The organism is Paenibacillus athensensis (assembly GCF_004514475.2).
Taxonomy (GTDB): Bacteria; Bacillota; Bacilli; order Paenibacillales; family NBRC-103111; genus Paenibacillus_AL; species Paenibacillus_AL athensensis.
Map to the genome: position 1 here is coordinate 100,802 of NZ_MYFO02000001.1, position 19,084 is coordinate 119,885.

Annotated in this window: 14 protein-coding genes; all 14 read left to right on the forward strand. The window is 55.1% G+C overall.

Annotation, left to right across the window (positions count from 1 at the left end):
• Positions 1 to 225 precede the first annotated feature (225 nt).
• The 14 genes from B5M42_RS00425 to B5M42_RS00490 all read left to right on the forward strand — a co-directional run bounded on the left by B5M42_RS00425 (position 226) and on the right by B5M42_RS00490 (position 18,905).
• Positions 226 to 1,209 (forward strand): sugar ABC transporter substrate-binding protein, encoded by a 984-nt coding sequence (locus B5M42_RS00425; RefSeq protein WP_134750773.1) that lies wholly within the window; start codon positions 226 to 228, stop codon positions 1,207 to 1,209.
• Complete coding sequence (locus B5M42_RS00430) at positions 1,206 to 2,648, forward strand: sensor histidine kinase (RefSeq protein WP_134750771.1); 1,443 nt, start codon at positions 1,206 to 1,208, stop codon at positions 2,646 to 2,648. Before B5M42_RS00425 ends, B5M42_RS00430 begins: the two co-directional genes overlap by 4 nt.
• On the forward strand, positions 2,645 to 4,252 hold the full coding sequence (locus B5M42_RS00435; protein ID WP_134750769.1) for a response regulator: 1,608 nt from the start codon (positions 2,645 to 2,647) through the stop codon (positions 4,250 to 4,252). The genes B5M42_RS00430 and B5M42_RS00435 overlap by 4 nt, the downstream gene beginning before the upstream one ends.
• Positions 4,249 to 5,343, forward strand: a complete 1,095-nt coding sequence (gene xylF / locus B5M42_RS00440; RefSeq protein WP_230632537.1) for a D-xylose ABC transporter substrate-binding protein — start codon at positions 4,249 to 4,251, stop codon at positions 5,341 to 5,343. The genes B5M42_RS00435 and xylF overlap by 4 nt, the downstream gene beginning before the upstream one ends.
• A gap of 129 nt (positions 5,344 to 5,472) precedes the next feature.
• Complete coding sequence (locus B5M42_RS00445; RefSeq protein ID WP_134750766.1) at positions 5,473 to 6,573, forward strand: sugar ABC transporter substrate-binding protein; 1,101 nt, start codon at positions 5,473 to 5,475, stop codon at positions 6,571 to 6,573.
• Between the two features lie 100 nt (positions 6,574 to 6,673).
• Positions 6,674 to 8,194: an ATP-binding cassette domain-containing protein gene (locus tag B5M42_RS00450; RefSeq protein WP_134750764.1), complete on the forward strand. Its 1,521-nt coding sequence runs from the start codon at positions 6,674 to 6,676 to the stop codon at positions 8,192 to 8,194.
• 12 nt (positions 8,195 to 8,206) lie between these two features.
• Complete coding sequence (locus tag B5M42_RS00455; protein ID WP_134750762.1) at positions 8,207 to 9,382, forward strand: sugar ABC transporter permease; 1,176 nt, start codon at positions 8,207 to 8,209, stop codon at positions 9,380 to 9,382.
• Positions 9,383 to 9,687: 305 nt separating this feature from the next.
• On the forward strand, positions 9,688 to 11,178 hold the full coding sequence (gene wsfD / locus B5M42_RS00460) for a glycan biosynthesis hexose transferase WsfD (protein WP_134750760.1): 1,491 nt from the start codon (positions 9,688 to 9,690) through the stop codon (positions 11,176 to 11,178).
• A gap of 23 nt (positions 11,179 to 11,201) precedes the next feature.
• Positions 11,202 to 12,770 (forward strand): hypothetical protein, encoded by a 1,569-nt coding sequence (locus B5M42_RS00465; RefSeq protein ID WP_134750758.1) that lies wholly within the window; start codon positions 11,202 to 11,204, stop codon positions 12,768 to 12,770.
• The gene (locus B5M42_RS00470) at positions 12,767 to 14,017 is read left to right on the forward strand and encodes a glycosyltransferase family 2 protein (RefSeq protein WP_134750756.1); all 1,251 of its coding nucleotides are present in this window, start codon (positions 12,767 to 12,769) and stop codon (positions 14,015 to 14,017) included. The genes B5M42_RS00465 and B5M42_RS00470 overlap by 4 nt, the downstream gene beginning before the upstream one ends.
• A gap of 17 nt (positions 14,018 to 14,034) precedes the next feature.
• Positions 14,035 to 16,125, forward strand: a complete 2,091-nt coding sequence (locus B5M42_RS00475; RefSeq protein WP_134750754.1) for a cellulose biosynthesis cyclic di-GMP-binding regulatory protein BcsB — start codon at positions 14,035 to 14,037, stop codon at positions 16,123 to 16,125.
• A complete protein-coding gene (locus B5M42_RS00480; protein ID WP_134750752.1) occupies positions 16,122 to 16,976 on the forward strand; it encodes a GGDEF domain-containing protein in 855 nt (284 codons plus the stop codon). Before B5M42_RS00475 ends, B5M42_RS00480 begins: the two co-directional genes overlap by 4 nt.
• Positions 16,977 to 17,408: 432 nt before the next feature.
• Entirely contained in the window at positions 17,409 to 17,891 is a 483-nt protein-coding gene (locus tag B5M42_RS00485) for a TspO/MBR family protein (RefSeq protein WP_134750750.1), read from the forward strand.
• Between the two features lie 180 nt (positions 17,892 to 18,071).
• The gene (locus tag B5M42_RS00490; protein ID WP_230632539.1) at positions 18,072 to 18,905 is read left to right on the forward strand and encodes a YihY/virulence factor BrkB family protein; all 834 of its coding nucleotides are present in this window, start codon (positions 18,072 to 18,074) and stop codon (positions 18,903 to 18,905) included.
• The last annotated feature ends 179 nt before the right edge of the window (positions 18,906 to 19,084 follow it).

Consider the following 19,084-nt stretch of genomic DNA (forward strand, 5'->3'; position numbering starts at 1 on the left):
AATGTAATTTTCCTATGCGTGGATCTTACTATTTTACAAAACTTCACTAATAAATGATAGAAAAATTTGGGAATGAATGCTGACAAATGGCTCAGCCAACAAAAAGATATTGAGATTTGGGGATTATATATTCCCATCCGCTTCCCCCTCCATTTTCATCCTACCCGAATCCCCGAAATCATGATAGAATAACGGAAAATTGGCTTGCGAGGTTGGGAGAACGGCATGAAACGACTCATCATGATTGCGATTATTGCCAGCAGCTGTCTGGCGTTGACGTTTTCCTTATATTATATGCTCACGGTCTATCAGAGCGATTTGGGCATGTCGAGCGGCGGGGCGCCGATGACGCAGGCGCAGGCGAAGCGCATTGTGATCATTTCGCAGGAACAGGGCAGCTTCATGATGAACGAGATTCAGCAAGGTGCGCGCGAAGCGGCTCAGGTCCATCAGGTGATGATCGATTTCTGGGGCGTATACCGTTCGAATCTGGAAGAGCTGGTTCAGCAGGTAGATATTGCAATCGCTTCCAAAGTAGACGGGATTATCGTCGAAGGCGTGGACGATCCGGAATTTGAGCGTATTGTCAGCAAGGCGACGTCGCGAGGCATTCCGGTCATTACGATCAATTCGGATGCGCCGCACAGCTTGCGCAAGGCGTATGTCGGGTCGGATCATCACCAGGAGGGGATTGTGCTCGGGGAGTATATCGCTGCGCAGCTCAAGGGCCAAGGTCAGGTGGGCGTGATTCGCAATGCGACGGGGTCGGCGGCCGACGATTTGCGGCTCAAGGGCTTGAGCGAGGTGCTGGAGCGCTACAGCGGCATGAAGCTGGTGTTTGCGTCGGACGATACGATCACCGGGCAGCCGAATATGCAGGTGTACGATATTTTGAACCATTATCCGCAGGTCAGTGCGTTTGTCAGTTTGCCGACGGCATCGGGCGAAAGCATTGTGCAGGCGGTGTATTCGCGTTCGCGTGTAGACGAGTATCCGATTTTCCTGTTTGACGATTCGCCGCAGACGACGATGCTGATCGACAAGGGGATGCTGCTCGCCGGCTTGTCACCGCATTATGAGGATATGGGCCGCATGAGTGTGGATTTGGTTGTGGGCTGGCTGGACGGGACGAAGCTGCCGCTTAATGACAGCTACTTCACGCCGATTCGTGTCGTCACGGCTTCCGGCGAAGGGGGTGACGCCCGATGAAAACGATCCGCAGTAAAATGATGCTGCTGTCGCTGATGATCTGGATCATCATGGCGATCATCTGGATTTCGATGAGTATTTTCAATCAGGTGACGGTGGAGAAATACAATGAAATTTTGCAGCGTTATTTGCTGATGAATCAGGCGTCACAGCTTAGCCAGCAGGCGCTGACGTCGCTTAATAACTACCGGATGACGCCGACGCTGGAGACGCTGGCCGGCTATCAGACCGACAGCAGCAAGCTGCTGCATACGGCGGCCGAGTTGAACTGGCTGCGCAATCAAGACAACACCATGCGGATCGACAATGTGCAAAATATGCTGGAAAGCCAAGCGGAGACGATGGACCTCGCCGTGCGTTTCCAAAAGGATAACGATGAAGAGAACGCCGCCAAGGAATTTGACGAAGCGACGAACATCTCCAAGTATATCGCCGAAGCGACGTTGACGCTGATTAGCGGCGAGCAGACGACCTATGACGCCTTTTATCGCAAAATTATCGAGCGCAGCAGCGACATCAAGAAGATGGGCTTTTGGACGCTGGCGCTTGTGTCCCTGCTGCTGCTGCTGTTCTCGTATCGCTTTGTCAACAGCGTGACGGAGCCGATTCGCATGCTGACGCAGTCGGCGCGTGAGATTTCGCGCGGGCGGTTCGAGAATCCGATTAACGTCGAGGGCAATGACGATATGGCCTTTTTGGCGAAAACGCTCGATAACATGCGCGTCAGCGTCGGCAATCTGATCGATGAGATCCAGAGCAAGGCGCAGCTGGAATACGATTTGCACCGCCATAAGCTGATGCTCAAGGAAAGCGAGCTGAAAAGCCTGCAAAGCCAGATTAACCCGCATTTTTTGTTCAACACATTGAACATGCTGTCGAAGGAGGCTTATTTGGCCGGGGCGGAGCAGACGAGCGAGCTGATCAGCTCAGTGGCCGGGATGCTGCGCTACAATTTGCGCAAGATGGACAGCAAGGTGACGCTGAAGGACGAAATTGCGGTGCTGGAGGAATATTTGCATATTCAGCAGGCGCGCTTTGGCGACCGGCTGCGCGTGGTGCGCGAGATTGACGAGCGGGCGCTGCACGTGGAGGTGCCGATTCTGATTTTGCAGCCGCTGGCGGAGAACGCTTTTATTTATGCGATTGAGCCGGCCGAGGACGGCGGGACGCTGACGGTGCGCGTCAAGGAGGAAGCCGATGCGATTTGCGTCGATATTGAGGATACGGGACCGGGGATGACGGAGGAGCAGCTGGCGCGTCTGTTGACGGATAGCGGAGCGGCGGAATACAAGGGGCATTCGACGGGCATTGGCCTGCGCAATGTGACGCATCGGCTGCAGCTGTTTTACGGCGTTGACGAGATGATCGCGATACGCTCCGCGCCCGGTAAGGGCACTTGCATTACATTAAAGCTGCCGAAGGGGGCGCCAAGAGCATGATTCGCTTGTTGATTGTAGACGATGAACCGATTGAACGGATGGCGTTGCAAAAAATGATCGAGGACGGCGCAACCGGCATCGAGGTTGTCGGCCATGCCGCCAACGGCCGCGAGGCGATTGCCGCTGCCGACCGGCTGCAGCCGGACCTGATCACGATGGATATCAAGATGCCGGGCATCAACGGCCTGGAAGCGATTGAGAAAATCAAGGAAACGAACGATACGATCAAGTTTATCGTCGTGACGGCGTTTGATACGTTTGAATTTGCCCGTCAAGCGATCAAGCTGGGGGTCAGCGACTATATGCTCAAGCCCAGCCGCACCGCGGTTGTGCTGGAGACGATCGGCAAGGTGGCCGCCGATATCCGCCTGGCCCGCACCGAGCTGGAGCAGCGGCGGCTGGACCGCGAACGGCTGCAGAAGATGGTGCCGATCGTCGAAGCGGACATCGTCTCGCAGCTGCTGTTCGATTACGTGCCTTCGATTCATCTGGACGAGATGATCGAGCTGCTCGGCCTGCCTTCGGCCAGCGGCGGGTTCGTGATGAACGTGCTGCTGTCGACGCCGGCCGACCGGGAAGTCAGCCCCGAGGAGCTGGACCTGCTGTATGCGCGGCTGACCAAGCCGATCTATGAATCAACGCTGCGCTGCTGGATCGGCAAGCTGTCCGGCAAGCAGCTGCCATTGATCGTGTTCAACGACAGCGAACGTGCATACCGCAACCACGCGGTCGGGCTGGCACGCAAGCTGGTGCAGACGCTGCGGCGGCTGGGCGGCAACGAGCCGTTCATCGGCATCGGCGGCTTTTGCCCCGATGTGCGCGAGCTGCGCAAATCGTATCACGAGGCGTTGTTTGCGTCGGCGGATACGACGGCGGCGGCGCGCTTCTGCCTCTATGAAGATTTGGCGCAGCAGGGGAGCGAGACGGCGGGCAGCCTGACCGCGGAGATGGAGAAAAATGTGCTGGAGGAAGTGCGGCGCGGCCATTGGGCGGCGGCGGGCGAGCAGATCGGCCAGATGATCGACGTATACGAAGGGGCGGGGCTGAGCGCCGGAATGGCGCAGCAGCGAATTTTTGAAGTGCTGATCATTGTCTCGCGGATGCTTCAGGATATGGGCATTGACGTACCCAAGCCTTATTATAAGGAACAAGCCGGCGCTTATCTGCAGCTCAAGGCGGAGACGCGGCTTCTGGTCGGCCAATTGATGGAAACGACGGAGACGCTCACCGGCGGGATGGAAACCGATCTTTTGCAGCGAATGAAGCTCTACATCAAGGAGCATGCGCACGAGGATTTGTCGCTGGAGCGGGTAGCGGCGACGGTCGGGCGGAATCCTTTTTATATCAGCAAGCTGTTCAAGGAGCATTTCGGCACCAACTATATTGATTTTCTGACCGAATGCCGCATGGAGATGGCCAAGCATCTGATGCAGGAAACGGACAAAAGCTTGAAGGAAATTACGTTTGAGATCGGGTACAACGATCCGAATTATTTCAGCCGGGTGTTCAAAAAAGCCGTCGGCCATTCGCCGACCGATTACCGGAAAATGCTGCTGCGTCCGGTGAAGGCCAAGACCGGCTCGGGAAGGAGCGAGCTTCTGTGACAAGGAACGCATGGAAGCGCCGCGCCGCGGCTGGTCTGCCGGCGCTGCTGCTGCTGGCGCTTTGCGCCTGTACGGGACCGGCCGAGGAGCCGGTTTCGACGCCGGGCAGCACGCAGACGCCGCAAGCGACCGGCGCAGCCGGACGCGACGACGGCAAGGTCGTGGTCGGGTTGTCGATGGATACGCTGCTGGAGGAGCGCTGGCAGAAGGACCGCGATTTGTTCAAGGCCGCGGTTGAGCAGCTTGGCGCGCAGATCGAGGTGCAAGCGGCGAACGGCGACGACGCCAAGCAGATGCAGCAGGCCGAATATTTAATTTCGCGCAATGTCGACGTGCTCGTTGTCGTGCCGCATAACGCCGAGGTGGCGGCGGGCATTGTCGACAAGGCGCATAAGGCCGGCATCAAGGTCATGTCCTATGACCGGCTGATCGTTGGCGCGGATGTCGATCTGTACGTTAGCTTCGACAACGAGAAAGCAGGTGAACTGCAGGCCAAGGCAATGGTCGAAAAAGCACCCAAGGGCAACTACGTGCTGATTGAAGGCGCGGACACCGACAACAACGCCCATATGTTCAAAAAAGGGCAAATGAACATTCTCAAGCCGCTCGTCAACAGCGGCGACATCCGCATCGTCTTCGATCAGTTCACGAAGGAATGGAAGCCCGTCAACGCGCTGGACAACATGCGGCTGGCGCTGGCAGCCAACAGCAACCGCATCGACGCGGTCGTGGCGGCGAATGACGCAACCGCAGGCGGCGTCATTCAAGCATTGGCTGAGCAGGGGCTGGCCGGCAAGATTCCCGTGTCCGGGCAAGACGCCGAGCTGGCCGGTGCGCAGCGGATCGTCGAGGGAACGCAGACAATGACCGTGTACAAGCCGATCGAAAAGCTGGCCGAAACAGCGGCCGATCTCGCCGTCAAGATGGCCAAGGGCGAAGCGATTTACGCCGACAAGTCGGTCAACAATCGCAAAATCGACGTGCCGTCGATTCTGCTGGAGCCGATTGCTGTCGATGCCTCGAACATCGATGCGACAATTATCGCCGACGGGTTCCACAAACGCGAGGACGTGTATAAAAAAACGCCATAACGGGAAAAACACAAAATAGTATAGCAAGGATAAAAAAAGTGCTACATAAAAGCGCATTCAATGCCGCGATACGGTGCTATACTCAATTTGTAACCGGCGAAAGCCAAAACAAATGAGAGGGGTTTACCAATGAAGAAAAGCGTGAAAGCGATTTCGCTTATGCTCGTCGTCATGATCTTTGCAGTGATCGTTTCGGCTTGCGGCGACAAAGGCAGCAAAGTGAATGTAGGTATCGTATTGCCTACGAAAGACGAACCAAGATGGGTACAAGACGAGCAGCGTTTCAAAGACGCACTCAACGGCACGAAGTATTCCGCAGAAATTTTGTTCAGCCAAGGTTCCTCCGCTAAAGAAAAAGAAAACGTTGACGCCCTGATTGCCAAAGGCATCAAAGTTCTGATCATTTGCCCGCAAGACGGCGACGCTGCTGCCGCTTCCGTAGAAGCTGCGAAAAAAGCAGGCGTACAAGTTATCTCCTACGACCGTCTGATCACAAATACAGACGCTGTTAACTACTACGTAACCTTCGACAGCGTAGCCGTTGGTAAAGCACAAGGCCAATACCTGGTTGACCATGCCAAAGGTAAAGGCGAGCCGCTCTACCTGTACGCTGGCGCTGCTTCCGACAACAACGCGTTCCTGTTCTTCCAAGGCGCTTGGGAAGTACTGCAACCGAAAATCGCTGACGGCACATTCAAAATTGCCAACTCCAGCGAAGCTGTAAACCTGCAAGGCAAAGCGCAACTGTCCCGTGAAGAGCTGTCCAAAATCATCGGTCAGGTTACTACGAACTGGGATGCAGGCGAAGCGAAAAACAAAGCGCAAACGCACCTTACGGCAGCAGCTGCCGACGCAAAAGGCGACGTAGCGATTCTGGCGCCAAACGACGGTACAGCTCGTTCCATCGCCGACGTATTCGCTTCCGACTCCGCAATCAAAAGCTTTGTTGTAACAGGTCAGGATGCTGAAAAAGCTTCCATCCAATACGTAATCGACGGCAAACAATCGATGACCGTGTTCAAAGACGTTCGCACACTCGTAAAAGACGCTATGGGTATGGCCGTAGTTATCCTTGACGGCAACACTCCGCAAACAACCGGTTCCTACAACAACGGCAAAGTGGACGTAAAAGCTAAACAAACGAACGTAATCGTCGTGGACAAAGCTAACGTAAAAGCAGCGCTCGTTGACTCCGGTTACTACCAAGCCAGCGACTTCAAAGGTCTGTAATCGTCGAAACACACATAGTTCGGAAGGAAATAGTGATAGATAGCGATGTCTATCACTATTCCTTTATTCAACAGTTGTTTGGTTAAGGAGCGCTAGGACTATGAGCAAATACATTTTAGAAATGAACCATATTTCCAAGGAATTCACCGGCGTTAAAGCGCTTTCCAACGTCAACTTCAAGGTTGACGCAGGTGAAATTCATTGTCTGATTGGTGAAAACGGCGCTGGCAAGTCGACGTTAATGAAGGTGCTAAGCGGAGTATATCCGTACGGCACGTATGCCGGAGATATCGTGTTTGAAGGTCAGGTACAGAGCTTCTCCAAGATCAGCGACAGCGTAAAAGCGGGGATCGCGATCATTTATCAGGAGCTGGCGCTGTTCCCCGATCTGACGGTGTACGAAAATATTTATGCAGGCAACGAGGTCAAAAGAGGCGGGCTGATCGACTGGAATCAGACGATTCTGCAAGCCAAAGAGATGCTGCGCAAGGTCAAGCTCGACGTAAACCCGGAGATGCTGGTCAAGGATTTGGGCGTCGGCAAGCAGCAGCTGGTGGAAATCGCCAAGGCGTTAACCAAAAACGTCAAGCTGCTCATTCTTGACGAGCCGACTGCGGCGCTGAACGAGAAAGAGAGTGACAACCTGCTCAATCTGCTTCGCGATTTGAAAAAGCAAGGCATCGCCAGCATCATGATTTCCCATAAGCTCAAGGAAGTCACGGCGATTGCCGACAAAGCGACTGTGCTCCGCGACGGTCAGACGATCTGTACGCTGGACGGCGCCAAGGGCGAGATCACCGAGCCGGTCATCATCAAGAACATGGTCGGCCGCGAGATCGAGGACATTTATCCCAAACGCCAGCACAAGAAGTTCGGCAGCACCATTCTGGAAGTGCGCAATTGGACGGCATTCGATCCCGAGTTGGGCCGCGAAGTTGTCAAGAACGTCAATCTGAATGTCCGAAAAGGCGAAATCGTCGGCATCGCCGGGCTGATGGGCTCGGGCCGCACCGAGTTGGCGCAAAGTATTTTCGGCAATCCCAAGCTGTACAGACTGCAAGGCGAAATGCTCCTCGACGGACAAAAGCGCGCGTTCAAGCATCCCAAGGATGCGATTGACGCCGGCATTGCCTACGTCACCGAGGACCGCAAGGGCGACGGGCTCTTTTTGCTCCAGGATATCAAACAGAATGTTTCGGCAGCGAACCTGCATGCCATCGCTTCACAAGGGGTCATCAATCAAAACGAAGAAGTCAAAGTAGCCAACGGTTACAAGCAATCCCTCAACATTAAAGCGCCCTCGGTCGAACAAATTGTCGGCAATCTGAGCGGCGGGAACCAGCAGAAGGTTTCTTTGGGCAAGTGGTTGTTCGTGAACCCGAGCTTGCTCATTCTGGATGAGCCTACGCGCGGCATTGACGTCGGGGCGAAATTTGAGATTTACACGATTATGAACAAGCTGATCAGCGAAGGCATGAGCATCATTATGATCTCTTCCGAGTTGACTGAAGTATTAGGTATGAGCGATCGCGTATATGTCATGGCGGAAGGGCAGATCAAAGGCGAGCTGTCCATTGACGAAGCAGATCAAGAAAAAATTATGAAACTTGCAACGCATTAGGGGGAAGGGCCAGTGCCATTTTTTAGCGAAGCGAAATCGTTAGTTAAGCACAATATTCGGGACTACGGCATGTATATCGCTTTGTTCGTCATCATGCTTGTATTTTCAATTTTGACAGACGGACTGTTCATGTCGTCTCGAAACATCAGTAACCTGATCGATGCGACGGGCTACATCGCCGTTCTGGCCGTAGGCATGACGCTGGTCATCGTCATCCGGCACATCGACTTGTCCGTCGGCTTTGCCGCCGGCTTTCTGGGCGCGATTGCCGCGATTCTGCTGTCGCAGGCCGGCGTGCCGTATTACATCACCATTCCGATCATTCTCGTGCTCGGCATCGTAGTTGGTTTGTTCAACGGCCTGCTGGTCGCCCGATTTGGCATTCCGTCGTTCGTTGCCTCGCTGGCGGGGATGTTGATTTTCCGCGGCGCGCTGCTCCGTGTCACAGAGAAGACGGGAACGATTATCGTCAAAGACGAGCATTTCAACGCCATCGGTAACGGCTTTATTCCAGCCATCGCCAAAGTAGGCGGCTTGAATCTGCTGTCACTGATTCTCGGCGCGCTGATGATCATTGCTTACATCTACAGTGAATTGTCCAAGCGCCGCAACAAGCTCAAGTACAATTTTGAAGTCGTCTCCAACAGCATTTTCGCCGTCAAGCTGATCTTCGTTTCGGCGATTATTGCCTACATCACCTGGATTTTGGCCGGTTACAACGGCTTCTCCTGGACGGTCATTATCGTCATGATCGTTGTAGCGGTGTATCACTTCCTGACCACCTCGACCGTGCTCGGACGTCACATCTACGCCGTGGGCAGCAACCCGGAAGCAGCGAATCTGAGCGGTATCAGCGTAAAAAAGATCACCTACATCGTCTTCGGTTCGATGGGTCTGCTGTCCGCGCTCTCCGGCATTTTGTTCACCGCACGTTTGCAATCGGCGACGACAACAGCCGGTACGCTGTTTGAGCTTGACGCGATTGCAGCCGCTTATGTCGGCGGCGTATCCGCGGCAGGCGGCGTCGGTAAAGTAACGGGCTCGATCATCGGCGCGATCGTCATGGCTTCGCTCTCCAGCGGTATGAACCTGCTGGGCGTCGGCATCTCCTATCAGTACATGATCCGCGGCGCTGTGCTCGCGATTGCCGTTATCTTCGATGTCGTTACGCGTAAACAACGTGCTTAGTCATTAAAATGCGCAGTAAATCAAACGTTCCCGGCTTGCTGACCGGGAGCGTTTTTTTGTTTCAATGGCCCGAATTACGGGTAATAAACAATGGATACTACCATTTATCGGAATAGATCGAATGTACTAATTTGGGCGAGATTACTATTTAGGTATTTAGACTTATGTGATACACTGTTACCTGAGCCGATATTCTTATGTGAGACGTGTTAAGTTTGGTAACAGCTTCCATGTGCCAGCTTTGTACAGGATTTGTATATCCGCCAATGCTATACTATTTCGAACAGAATGGAAGGAGGCGGGAGATGAACAGCATTCGCTGGCTGCAGAGGGCGCATCTTCGCGTCTCGCCTGCCGCCCTCGCCGCGGCGGCCGTGTTTGTGATAACAGCGATTGCGCTGTTCACGCCGCCCTTCATCGGCATGGCCGACAACGGCGATTTTTTCCGGATTTTATACAGCAACGGCATTTACTTCAACGCACCGGATTATAACAGCCAGTATCTCGGCTATTTCGTCAAGGAATACGGACTGTACCAGTTTTTTAACGAAAACGGCGCGACGCTGTTTTCCTCGCAATCGATGTTCATTAAAGCGGCGATTTGGCTGAACCAGCTCATCTATAGCTCGCAGGTGTTTGACATTCGGTTTCAATCCGCCTTATACCTGCTGATCTATACCGCGGCCGTCTATCTGCTCGTGGAGGCGCTGACCTGGAAGCTCGGTCGCAAGCCCGGATACGCGATAGCTGCGGTGGCTGTGGTGATGTTCGGCGATACGGGCTATACGGCGTATTTCAATTCCTTTTACGGCGAAAGCGTTGTGCTGATCATGACGATGCTGATGCTGGCGTCGGGACTGCTGTTATATCGCCGAAGGTTCAACGACTACGCCATGCTGGCGGTTTTTATTGTCAGCGCCGTAATTCTTACCGCCAGCAAGCAGCAGAATGCGCCCGTGGGCGTCATTGCCGGCCTGCTCGGCATTTTCCTGATCTATATTCGGACGCAGCGGACGTTCCGGATCGTTACAACGGCGGCGCTGCTGGCGCTGATCGGCGTCGGGATCGCAACGTATGCGCTCATCCCGCAGGAGTTTGTCAATATTAACAAATACCATGCTATGACGCGCGGCGTGCTGATGGGTTCGACGAATCCGGAGAAAACGCTGGAGGGCTTTGGCATCGACAAGCAGTTTGCCGTGCTGAACGACAGCTTGTACTACGATCCATACGCGCCGGCCGACGTCGATTCCGAGCTTTTGCAAAATCAGTTCTATAGCAAATACGGCTTCGGCTCGATTCTTGCATACTATGCCGCGCATCCCGATCAAGCGGGTCAAATGCTGAACCTGGCCGCCCGCGACGGGTTTACGATTCGGCCGAAAGCAATGGGCAATTATGAGAAAAGCGCAGGCAAGCCGTTTGGCGCGCAGACGGTGTTTTTCTCGGGCTACAGCTTGCTCAAGGATGCATTTGCGCCAAAAACCTTCGGGTTTGTGATCCTTTGGACGTTAATTATCGTAGGACTGTATATGCCGTCCTTTGTTACGGCGATCAGACAGCGGCGCTTCCGCCATACGATACGGCTGCCGCTGCTCGTCATGATGATCGCTATGGGGCTTTCCGGCGTCGTGGTCTCGATTGTCGGGGCAGGCGACGCGGATTTGGCCAAACACGAATTTTTATTTACGTTGACCTTTGATCTGGTCACCTTTACCGCCGTCGGCGACTTAATCGCCAAACGGCTGTGGAACACAGAGTCCGAGACGGAGCCTAAGCAGGCCCTCGCGGCCTAATCGCAGATAAGGGGGGGAGAGGCATGCTGATGCGACGGTTATTGCCGGTTGGTTTGCTGCTGCTGGTCATCTTGTCTATGGTGCTGCCGCTTCCCGCGACGGCGCGGGCCGAAGAAGTCCGCCCGCAGCAAGTGCTCCTGCTTTACGACAGCCTTGCGTCCGGTACGGCGAAAGCGGGCAATATCGAAGCGCTGGAGCGATTGCTCGCAGCCTTCGGCGTTCAAACGACGGTGATGTCGTTCGACCGTTATGTGTCTGGCAGCCTTTCGACCTACAGCAAGCTGATTGCCATACGCAACGCCGACGACCTTCCTGCGCTGCCGCAGGCTTTGCTTGCCGATCTGGAATCTTTCAGCGGCGGTCTGCTGCAGGTAGGGGGACAGCCGCTGGCTCCGGTGCAGCGGAAGCTGCAGCTGGAAATCGCGCAAACGGGCGGTGCGGACACGCTAAGCCTGCGCATCGACCAATTCGCACAAGCGGCGATTACGGCCGAAGGCATTCCCTATATTGTCGGACACGCAGGCAGCGGCTACGGGGAATTCAGCTCGGAAATGCGCGGTAGCGTCAGTCCCTATGGAGTGGCGTTGGACAATTACGCCTATATTCCTTTTTTGGTCAAGGGCAATTTGACCGAGCTCGCCGCTTCGTATGTGTTGAAGGACTGGCTTGCCGTCAGTGCGTCCGGTCATTATTATGTGCTGCTGAACGGCATTTACCCGTTCTCCGATCTCGATCTGCTTAATGAGACGGCCGATCGTTTATACGATGCCGGTATTCCGTTTATCGCCAGCGTTCAGCCGGTGCTCGATCACCTGGATTATCCCGCTGCGCTGCGCTATCTGGAGACGCTCAAGCATGTGCAGTCGCGCAATGGCAGCATTATCGTCAACGCGCCTGTCGTCGCATCGACGATCGTGCAGGATGTTCATGTGCTGCAATCGCAGATGGAAGAATTCCTTGACGCGCTGGCCGGCTACGGCATCGCGCCACTTGGGGTAGGGGCGGAAATGTACTGGTCCTACGACCAGCATTATACGCAGGATGGATTGCGCTTTTTCGATTCCAGCATCGTATTTGCCAATGAGAAGATCATGTATCGTTCGCCTGCGGACAGCTCGACCGCGTTTGCTTCGAATGCCTATACGGTCAAAGCTGGCGAGCTCGCTCCTTACCTGGCCCCGCGACAGGCGCTTGCGCCCCTGCCGATGGACACGGCGCTGGTGTATCCGTTCCCGCAAAGCCGCAGCGAGCTGGAAGCAATGATGCAGTCGTTGCTCGCGGACTGGTCGACGTTTGCCGACTACAAGAACAGCGAGCATACCGTGCGCACCGCGCACAATGAAACCGGCTCGCGCAGCGGACATTTGCAAATTAACGGCACGGCGATTATGATGAACAACAATATTCAGGAAATTCAATCCGAGCATACGTATGTACAAGAGAACGAAAAAAGCTTTAAAAAGCTGTTTTCCGTGCAAAATAACATTTTCATCGTGTTGATTCTGGTTACGCTGCTATTGTTCGCTGCGTTCCTGATCATCGGCTACCGCCTCTACAGGCAAAAATATCGACACACGGGGAGGGCGCTATGACCATTTCTGATATTTTAATGCTCATTTCGGTCATTTGCATATGGACGCTCCTCCTGGTTAACGTTGCCCTGATCGTGGCAGGCTATCTGTATTACATCCAGATTGAAAACAAGGAGGTGCCGCCGCTCGTCGGCGACCCTCCTTTTGTCACGATTATGGTGCCGGCGCATAACGAGGGCCGCGTGATCGGCCAGACGGTCGAATCGCTGCTGGCGCTGGAGTATCCTCACGACCGCTATGAAATAATCGTGATCAACGACAATTCCTCCGATAACAGCAGCGTGCTGCTGGGCGAGCTGCAGCGCAAATACGAGGGGCGCAATCTGATCATCATGAATACCGACGCCGTAACCGGAGGCAAGGGCAAGTCGAATGCCTTGAACCTCGGCTTCAAGCAAAGCCGCGGCGAGCTGATCGCCATTTACGACGCTGACAATACCCCGGAGAAAAAAGCGCTTATGTATCTCGTATCGGAGATTACCCGCGACCCGCTGCTGGGAGCCGTCATCGGCAAATTCCGCACCCGCAATCGCGACGTCAACCTGCTGACGCGCTTTATCAACGTCGAGACGCTGTCGTTCCAATGGATGGCGCAGGCCGGACGCTGGAAGCTGTTCAAGCTTTGTACGATTCCCGGCACGAACTTTATTATGCGGCGGGAGATTGTGGAGCGGATCGGCGGCTGGGACGTCAAGGCGCTGGCCGAGGATACCGAAATCAGCTTTCGCATCTACATGATGGGCTATCGGATCAAGTTTCAGCCGAAAGCCGTTACGTGGGAGCAGGAGCCGCAGACGGTCAAGGTATGGTTCAAGCAGCGGACCCGCTGGGCGAAGGGCAATATCTACGTCATTGTCAAAAACATTCCGCTGCTGTTCGATCCGGCCGCGCGGCAGGTGCGCTTCGACATATTATATTTTCTGTCGATCTACTTCCTGCTGCTCACTTCACTGGTGATGTCCGATCTGCTGCTTGTGCTCCATGCGCTCGGGTACGTGGCCACCACCATCGCCGGCTTCAGCTCCTTCCTGTGGATGCTGGCGGTTACGCTGTTTGTCGTCGGCACGTTCATTACGCTGGTGACGGAAAAAGGAGAAATGCGGTTATCCAACGTATGGATCATTCTGCTGATGTACATTTCATATTGTCAGATGTGGATGGTCGTTGCCGCTTACGGCATGTACGCCTATATCAAAGACCAGCTGTTTAAACGTGAAGCCAAATGGTACAAAACCGAACGGTTTTAGCTAGGAGAGATTAGACGATGAACATACGGAAAGTTGGGCTGGCGGTCTGCTGCGCGCTGTTGCTGCTGCAAGCGGCAGGCGGGCGCGCCGCGATGGCGGAGGACTTGCCGGCCGCAGCGCCCAAGCAGGTGCAGACGAATTTTACCGACACCTCGCTGCTTGGCGGAATTACATATACGCAACAATTTTTTCAAGTGGAATCGTATTGGAGTGTCAAAGCGGTCGAGCTGCATCTCGATTACAAGGTATCGCAGCTGATGCAAAACGAGCGTTCCAGCGTGACGGTTTATATCAATAACGTGCCGTTCTATTCGTTTCGGCCCGATCAGGCGGAAACCGTTGAACAGCAGCTGACGCTGGCTGTGCCGGTCGAGCATGTCATCGAAGGCGTGAACACGCTGATGGTGCAGGGGCATCTGGAGACGACGGCGCCCGTCGTAGAAAATGCCTGCCTGCCGACCGATACCCGCGATAACTGGCTGCAGATTGCCAAAACGTCGCGTGTAAACGTCCAATACGACGATGTATCGACGCAAACGAGCATTCGTGATTTCAACGCCCGGTTCATCGGATTGGACACGGTCAAAAACGGTGAAAATGCCCTGGCCGTTCCGGCTGCGGCTACGCCCGCCGAATTGGAAGCGGCTACGTACGCGCTGTCCGGCTTCGCCAAAGCGAATCAGGTCGGCGACAAGCCGGTGCCGCTTGTGCCCTACGGCAACGATACGCTGCAGGGCAAGCAGGCGGTGGTGCTGATTGCGCTATATGAGAATTTGCCTGATGAGGCCAAAGCGCTGATTCCCGCCGAGTCCGCAGCCAATAAGGCCGTGCTGCAGCTGGCATCGCTGGGGGGCAGAACGACGCTGCTGATCACGTCGTCCGATGCCGGGCTGCTGGTCAAGGCGGGGCGATTTGCCGCCAATCAGGGGCTGCTCGGGCAAATTGATGCAGATCGCAAGGAGATCGACACGACCACCGAGGTCGATACGCCGCCGGTTAGCGTAAGCCGCAATCTGACGTTGACGGAATCCGGCGACAAGCTGGTCGGGGACCGCCACCGGGAGCGCGCGTTTTTCATCTCTTTGCCGGGTAACCGTTCGATTGCCGACGCCAGCAAGCTGTCGATTCATTACCGCTATGCGCGCAATCTCGATTTTGACCGTTCGATGGTCACGATCCTGATCAATGACACGCCGATTGGAAGCAAGCGACTGTCCACGGAGATGGCCGACAGCGATCATATCGATCTGACGATTCCCAAGACGCTTAACATCAGCGGCAATTTCTCGGTCAAGGTGGCGTTCGATCTGGAGTTGAAAAACGCCAATTGTATCGAAAATCAGGAGCAGATGCCGTGGGCGTTCATCGAAAAGGATTCGCTGCTCCAGCTCAATACAAAGGATCGCGCCGATCTGCTGTTCAATAACTACCCGTATCCGCTGTTGCGCGACGGCAGCTACAATCAGGTCGCCGTCGTGCTGCCGGCGCAGCGCGATCTGTACCTTTACCAGACGCTGACCAATCTGTTCAACCTGCTTGGTCGGTATGCCCAGACCAACACGGGCGAGGTCTTGTATTACGAGGACACAGTCAATGCCGTCAAGCTCAAGGGTCGCGAGATCATAGCCATAGGCGGCTTCAAGGACAATGCGGTTATCCGCAACAATAACGACAAGCTGTATTTCTCTTACGACGACAGCGGACAGGGCTTTGTGTCCAATGAAAAAATGAGCATCGAAGCGAACTACGGCCGGCGCATCGGCACGCTGCAACTGATCGATTCGCCGTATGAGAGCGGCTTCGGCCTGCTGGCCGTCACCGGCAGCAGCCCGGAATTCGTCTATCTGGCTTCCAAGCTGATCGGCTCGGAAGGCACGCTCTGGAAGGTATTCGGCGACGGTGCGGTCACCGACAAGGACGGCAATGTGCAGGCTTTCCGCTTCAAGAAGCAGGCGGAGGCGGCCCCGTCGACCAATCTCGGCGACATCGTGGAGCGTAAGGATGTGCTCGGCTTCATGGCCGCGGCGATGCTGGTCGCCGTGCTTGTGCTTGTTTCCCTGATTTTCTTGGTCCGTAAATACAGCAGGAAGCGGAGGGATCGCCGATGAACCGCCTGCGCAGCAGTATCGTCTCCGACGCCGCATTCCTGCTTCTGATTTTGGCTTGCTTTATCAGCATCGTGTTTACGGCAGGCAATCCGAATTTGTACATCCAGAACATTATTTTTCTGAACGTGGCGTTTCTGATTGCCGTGGTCACCTATTTTACGACCGTGACGACAGGACTGATTCTGAATATCCTGTTCATCTTCGGCTACGGCACGTTCACGCTGTACCAGACGGTGGTCGTTGGCGGACTGATCGGCACGCAGAACTATTTCTGGCTGATTATGACGCCGGTATTTACCGTGGCTACGTGGCTGCTCACTATGGGCAACCGCCAGTTGCAGCTCGAAAACGAGCAATTGCATAAAGCCAACGCTTCGCTTGCTACCGTAGACGCTTCCACAAGCCTGAAAACAACCTTGTCGTTCCAGACGGATGCGACGGTGTTTATGGCGCTGTCCACCCGCTACCAGATTCCGTTGACGCTCATGGTGATTAGCGTGAAATACTGGGATGAGCTCAAGCGGATGATTGGCGAGGAGCAGTTGCTGGAGGCTGTACACGATTTGTCCAAAATGAACCAAACGAGCATCCGCACGAACGATTCGCTCTATTTGCTGAATAAGGATAACCCGATGTGGGGCATGCTGCTGTTTACCGACCGCCCGGGCGCCAACATCGTGATTGACAGACTGCGCAGCCGCGTCGATGAGCGCAATCGCGACGAATTCGCGACCAAATACCGCGTCGAGCTGGTGCTGAAAATCGGCGCGGTGGAATACGACGCCGAGCAGATTCCGAGCCCGCTGGAGTTTATTGCGCAAGCAAAGAAACAACTGGAATTCGACGTCTGATCCTCCCCGCGTACACGGGTAAGGTGATGGCGGCAAGCCGTACAGGGCGATCTGTACGGCTTTTTGGCGTGATCGGGAAGGAGCAGCAGGCACTGGGGGAAGGGGCGCTCCAGATTCAAAGCCTGCCGGCAGGGGTAAAACGAAGCAGGAGGCCGGATTTTCTGGCGCTGACTGCCTGCCGTATGCGCTGCGGCACGTCTGACTTCCGCAACGGCGGGCGACTCCCGGAGCGCGGCGCCCGCCGTGCGGCCGCTGACAGACCTGTGCAGTGGTATGGCGGCTGAAGTCGCGCGGTCGTGGCCGCAAGGGGAGCTGGACAACCTGCAGCGTCCGTCTCGCTGGCCGTTGTCTGGGAACAGGCAGCCAAGAGCTTGCATGTCCCCAGCCGCAGGCGAGTACACTGAAAGTAAGACCAATTGGAGGTGTGGTACTATGGTATCTTGGATTGTCACTTTTCTCGTTGTGTATGCTTTGTTTTCTGTATCGGGTGTGCTGTTTCCCGTCGACCGGCCTTGGTATGCGAGCTTGAACAAGCCGGCCTGGAATCCCCCGGCGCCACTGTTCGGCGTGGTGTGGGGCATCCTGTACGCGCTGATCGCCTTGTCGGTGACGATTGTTTACCACCGGACGGACAGCTTTCAGACGGCTTCGGCTTTTTATGTGACAGTGCTGTTTGTCAACTATGTGGCGAATCAGGCATTTTCGTTTTTCCAGTTCAAGCTGCATAGCTTGACGCTGGCGTTCTGGGATACGCTGCTGGTGGCGGTGACGACTTTCCTGCTGCTGGTTGCTACGATTCCGTATTCCAAGGCCGCGGCCTGGCTGCTGGTGCCGTATTTGCTCTGGACGTGCTTTGCCACATTCCTGGCCTGGACGATTCTGCGGCTGAATCCGCAGGAGGCCCGGGCTTCCTGATTCGAGCCGGCTGCCGACGCGGGGCTGGCAGCGCGGTTTCCAAGCCGTGAGGCGGAAGGAGGCGGAGCGCCTGTTTGATTTTGCGAAAAAGTGTGTAAAGATTTATAGTAAAATTCAAACCGGCGTGCCATATTAACCAGGAAGAAGGCGCGTTGCCTGTGAAGCGAAGGAGTGTCGTCGATGAACGTGCTGCTGTCCTATGGGAAGACGTGGTGGAGGCAGTTCCAGGAAAACGATGCGTTGGGGCTGGCCGCGCAGTGTTCTTATTACTTTTTGTTGTCGGTTTTTCCGTTTTTACTGTTTTTGATGAGTCTGTTTGCGTATTTGCCGATCGGCACGCAGGATGTCATCAGCTTGCTCAAGGAATACATCCCCGGCGAGGTGGCCCGCGGCATGGAGGATACGGTGGTCAGCCTGCTGAACGTCAAACGCGGCGGGGCGTTATCGTTCGGGATCGTGCTGTCGCTGGTGAGCGCCAGCGCAGCGATGAATGCGATTGTGCTGGCGGTAAACAAGGCGTACGGGCTGTCCGAGCGCCGGAGCTTTATTCATTCGCGTTTTCTGGCGATGATGCTGACGCTCGGGATGCTGATTGTCATTGCGTCGGCGCTGCTGCTCAGCGTGTTCGGCGAATGGATCGGCGAGTGGCTTTATATCCATACGCATATTTCGCTTGACCATATCCAGACGTGGAACGCGCTGCGCTGGGTCGTGAATATCGTGATTTTGTTTATTGTATTTACGGGAATTTATTACATCGCTCCAAATACATGTCTGACGTGTAAAAGCGTACTGCCCGGCGCTTTGTTCGCCGCGCTGGGCTGGCAAGTGACGTCGCTGGGATTTTCGTATTACGTGAACCATTTTACGAATTACAGCGCGACATACGGCAGCTTGGGCGGCGTGATCGTGCTGATGACGTGGTTTTATGTCTCGGCGCTGATCATCATTATCGGCGGGGAAATCAATGCCTTGGGGCATTCGCGCCGCGCGAAGCGTCCGGTCAAGGCTTAGAAACCGCAATAAATTGACGCAGGGGGCGAGGTCCCGCATTTCAAAGAGGCTGTTCAGCTAGTCAGATCAACCTGACTGCTGGACAGCTTTTTTGTCGCGGTGCGGGCCGGCGCGAGTAGTCGGCTCTCGACCGTGGATAAGAGGCGGGTTTAACTGCCGCCGAACAGCGGTACCGCGCT